Below are 3,092 nucleotides of genomic sequence, written 5' to 3' on the forward strand. Positions count from 1 at the left end.
GCGCTATTCGGGCTGCTGGTGACGCTGGCTTTCGCGCTCCTGCCGCTCGGGCGAGCGCGCGACGTGCCGGCGACAGCGCTGTTTCGCGAGATGGGCTTTGAAAGTCGCGGCCTGCCACGTCTGCCTTATGCGGGCGCCGCACTCGCGATCGTGCTCGCGCTGGCGGCTTTGGCCATCCTTTCGGCCGACGACCGCCGCATCGCCTCGATCTTCGTCGGCGCCACGGCCTTCGCTTTCCTGGTGCTGCGGCTGGTGGCGGCGCTGGTGCAATGGGCGGCCAGCCGAAGCCCGCGCGTGCGGTTCGTGTCGCTTCGGCTCGCGCTGGGCAACATCCACCGTCCCGGCGCGCTGACGCCGTCGGTCGTGCTGTCGCTCGGGCTCGGCCTGACGCTGCTGGTGACGCTGGCGCTGATCGACGGGAATCTCAGACGGCAGATCTCAGGAAGCCTGCCGGAGCGGGCGCCCAACTTCTTCTTCGTCGACATCCAGAGCGGCGATGTCGATGCCTTCGCCGCCCTGGTCGGAAAGGAGGCGCCGCATGGGGCGCTGGTCAAGGTTCCGATGCTGCGCGGCCGGATCATGGCGCTCAACGGCATCGACGTCGACAAGGTGACGATCCCGGCGGAAGGCGCCTGGGTGCTGCGCGGCGACCGAGGGCTGACCTATGACGCCAAGCAGCCGGAAAACGCCACGCTGACTGAAGGCGCGTGGTGGCCGCAGAACTATTCCGGCGAGCCGCTGGTGTCGTTCTCCGCGGAGGAAGGCAAGGCGATCGGGCTGAAGCTCGGCGACACGGTCACCGTCAATGTGCTCGGCCGCAACGTGACGGCGAAGATCGCCAGTTTCCGCCAGGTCGAGTGGGAAACCATGGGCATCAATTTCGTCATGATGTTCTCGCCCAACACGTTCGCCGGCGCGCCGCATGGCTGGCTGGCGACGCTGACCGACAAAGGTGCCACCACGGCCGACGATGCCCGGCTGCTCAACGCGGTCACCCGCGCCTTTCCGGCGGTGACGACGGTCCGGGTCAAGGACGCGCTCGACATCGTCAACCGGCTGGTCGCGCAGTTGGGCACGGCGATCCGCGCCGCCGCCGGCGTGGCGCTGATCGCCTCGGTGCTGGTGCTCTCCGGCGCTTTGGCCGCCGGCAACCGGGCGCGCATCCACGACGCCGTGGTGCTGAAGACGCTCGGCGCAACGCGGAAAACGCTGATCGCCGCCTTCTCGCTGGAATATATGCTGATCGGCCTTGCGACGGCGCTGTTCGCGCTGGCCGCCGGCGGCGTCGCGGCATGGTTCGTCGTCGCGCATATCATGACGCTGCCGTCGCACTTCATGCCGCAAGTGGCGGTGGCGACGATCCTCGTCTCGCTGGCGGTCACCGTCGGCATCGGCCTCGCCGGCACCTGGCGGGTGCTCGGCCACAAGGCGGCGCCGGTGCTGCGCAACCTCTGATACCGCGCTCTGAAGATCGATCCTCGCGTTAAATCTTCGTAACAATGCCGCGCGGAAGGGCCGGAAACCGGCCTTTTGCCTTCTCACGCGGCGTTGCACGCGGTTACCGTCTTGTTCTTGACGTCAAGAACCATCATATTTTGCGCAGGCATGCTGGAGCCCTGCCAGCGGCGCCTGGTCCAAAGGGGTCATTTCCAAAGTGGTCATCCCGGGGGACCTGTCACCGGACGGGGCAGAAGCAACAGAGGATTTCCAATGGCTGATCCCATTCGCAACTACCAGACGTCCGCCGCCCCCGGCGCGCGCGTCGATATCGATCAGGGCCTCAGGGCCTATATGATCAAAGTTTACAACCTGATGGGGCTTGGCCTGCTCATCACCGGCCTTGCCGCGGTCGGCACGATCATGTTGGCCACCACCAACGATCCGGCTTCGGCCGTCGCTACGCTGCGCGGCGGTGAGATGCTCACCTCCTTCGGCTACGCGATCTTCGCATCGCCCCTCAAGTGGGCGGTGATATTCGCACCCCTGGCCGTCGTGTTCTTCCTTGGGGCTCGGTTGCAGTCGATGAGCGTTTCAGCGGCGCAGACGACTTTTTGGATATTCGCCGGCCTGATTGGCTTGTCGCTGTCGTCGATCTTCCTTGTCTACACGACCGCCAGTATTTCGCAGACGTTCTTCGCCACGGCCGCGGCCTTCGGCGGTCTGTCGCTCTATGGCTACACGACCAGGCGTGATCTTTCCGGCTTCGGCTCGTTCCTGCTGATGGGTCTGATTGGCGTGATCGTTGCCTCGGTGATCAATCTCTTCCTGCAGTCGTCGGCGCTCACCTTCGCCGTCTCTGCGATCGGTGTGCTGGTGTTCGCAGGCCTTACCGCCTACGACACGCAGAACATCAAGGAGATGTATTACGACGGCGACGCTGCAGATGTCGCCGGCCGCAAGGCGACGATGGGCGCGTTGAAGCTCTATCTCGACTTCATCAACCTGTTCACGTTCCTGCTGCAATTCATGGGCGACCGCCGCTAAAAGCTGGACCATAGACTTCGGAAAGGGCGGCCCAACGGCCGCCCTTTCCTTTTGTGCGTTCCTCTGCTGTTATCGAGGCAGGAAAGTGATTTGCACAAATTATGAGCAGTATTTCAATCAGAGCCGCGACCGTGGCAGACCTCGACCGAATCACCGAAATCTATGCCGACGCGGTCTCTCACGGCACGGCGAGCTACGAACTGGAGCCGCCCAGCCGGGCCGAAATGGGCAATCGATTCGACAGCTTAGCGGCGGGCCGCTTTCCCTATCTTGCGGCGGAGAAGGATGGCTCGGTGCTCGGCTATGCCTATGCCGGACCGTTCCGGCCGCGGCCCGCCTATCGCTTCGTCGTCGAGGACTCGGTCTATGTCGCGCCCAAGGCCAAGGGGCAGGGTGTCGGCTTCCTGCTGATGCAGGCGCTGATCGAGGCGGCTCGCCTGGCCGGCTTTCGCCAGATCGTCGCGGTGATCGGCGACGGCCATGCCGACAGCGCTTCCGTGCGGCTGCATGAGAAGCTTGGCTTCCGTCATTCCGGGCGCCTGGAAGGGTCGGGCTACAAGCACGGGCGCTGGCTGGACACGGTCTTCATGCAACTGCCGCTCAATGGC

The 3,092-nt window shown here is 64.7% G+C and carries 3 protein-coding genes; all 3 read left to right on the forward strand.

Going from position 1 to position 3,092, the window contains the following annotated elements; genetic code table 11:
- The coding region (locus EOA38_RS31920; protein ID WP_127301098.1) for an FtsX-like permease family protein at window positions 1-1,455 on the forward strand (1,455 nt) is incomplete at its 5' end.
- A 255-nt stretch (window positions 1,456-1,710) separates the two neighbouring features.
- Window positions 1,711-2,484 carry a Bax inhibitor-1/YccA family protein gene (locus EOA38_RS31925; protein WP_127301099.1) on the forward strand — a complete coding sequence of 258 codons (774 nt, stop codon included), beginning with the start codon at window positions 1,711-1,713 and terminating at the stop codon, window positions 2,482-2,484.
- Between the two features lie 101 nt (window positions 2,485-2,585).
- Window positions 2,586-3,092 (forward strand): GNAT family N-acetyltransferase (locus EOA38_RS31930; protein ID WP_145966165.1); only part of this gene is annotated, 507 nt, incomplete at its 3' end.

This window comes from Mesorhizobium sp. M1E.F.Ca.ET.041.01.1.1 (genome assembly GCF_003997355.1).
GTDB lineage: Bacteria > Pseudomonadota > Alphaproteobacteria > Rhizobiales > Rhizobiaceae > Mesorhizobium.